The sequence below is a fragment of the Streptomyces lancefieldiae genome, assembly GCF_031845825.1.
Classification (GTDB): domain Bacteria; phylum Actinomycetota; class Actinomycetes; order Streptomycetales; family Streptomycetaceae; genus Streptomyces; species Streptomyces lancefieldiae.
Window position 1 is genome coordinate 1 of sequence record NZ_JAVRFH010000224.1, and the last position, 1235, is coordinate 1235.

General features: G+C 68.3%; 1 protein-coding gene. It reads left to right on the top strand.

All coding sequences use genetic code 11. The annotated features are described in order from the left end of the window. A protein-coding gene (locus RM812_RS41760) for an IS3 family transposase (protein WP_311586184.1) occupies nt 1-1198 on the top strand; the annotation gives its coding sequence in 2 pieces (ribosomal slippage) (nt 1-284 and nt 287-1198; 1196 coding nt annotated over the 2 pieces). This gene is flagged as partial in the annotation. Nucleotides 1199-1235: the final 37 nt, after the last annotated feature.

Below are 1235 nucleotides of genomic sequence, written 5' to 3' on the forward strand. Positions count from 1 at the left end.
TGTTCGAGTCCACGCCCGGGGCGACCTACAAGAGCCTCGCCGCCGACCTGGGCATTAACAGGAACACCTTGCGGAACTGGGTACTGCGGGACCACGAACGCCGCGGGATTGGCCCGGACGCTGCCCGGACCGGCAAGACGGCAGCCCGGACCACACCGCCTGCACCGTCTGCAGATCCGGATGAGCGGATCCGGCAGCTGGAAGCGCGGGTGGCCGAGCTCGAGGCCAGTGAGCGCAAGCTGGCCACCGAGCGGGACATACTCCGCAAGGCGGCCAAGTATTTCGCCGGAGAGACGAACTGGTGAGGAGCCGCTTCCAGTTCGTCGACGACCACCGGGACGCCTTCGGGGTGAAGCGGCTCTGCGACGTCCTGGACCTGAACAGGTCCAGCTACTACAAGTGGCGGGCCGGCCGGGAGGCCAGGGCGGCCCGGCAGCGGGCCGACCAACACCTGGCGGCGAAGATCCGGAAGGTCCACACGGAGTCCGGTGGCGCCTACGGCTCCCCGCGGGTCACCGCCGAGCTGAGGGAGAAGGGCCTGCGGGTCAACGAGAAGCGGATCGCCCGGGTGATGCGGGCGTTCTCCATCACCGGCATCCGCCTGCGAAGACGCGTCCGCACCACCGTCCCCGACCCGGCCGCTGCACTGGTTCCGGATCTGTTCCAGCGGGACTTCACCGCCCCGGAACCGGGGCGCAAATACATGGGTGACATCACCTATCTGCCCTTGGAGAACGGAGAGTTCCTCTATCTCGCGACGGTGCTGGACTGCTTCAGCCGCAAGGTCGTCGGCTGGTCCATCGCCGACCACATGCGCACGGACCTGGTCGCCGATGCCCTGCGGATGGCCGTCCGCACCCGCGGCACCCTGGACGGCGCCGTGTTCCACTCCGATCACGGGGCCCAATACGGCTCCAGGGCCTTCGCCGACCTCTGCGCACAGCTGAAGGTCACCCGGTCGATGGGCGCCGTCGGCAGCAGCGCGGACAACGCGGCCTGCGAAAGCTTCCACGCGTCCCTCAAACGCGAGACCCTCCAGGGAGCCCACGACTACGGCGACCCTGCCACCTGCAGGAACCGGATCTTCGCCTGGCTGACCCGCTACAACACCCGCCGTCGGCACTCCGCCAACGGCTACCTCAGCCCCACCGAATACGAACGTCGACACCACGCGGCTAAGCTCACGCTCGCCGCGTGATCAACGAAGCGTGTCCACCATCACGGGGGAAGGCCCC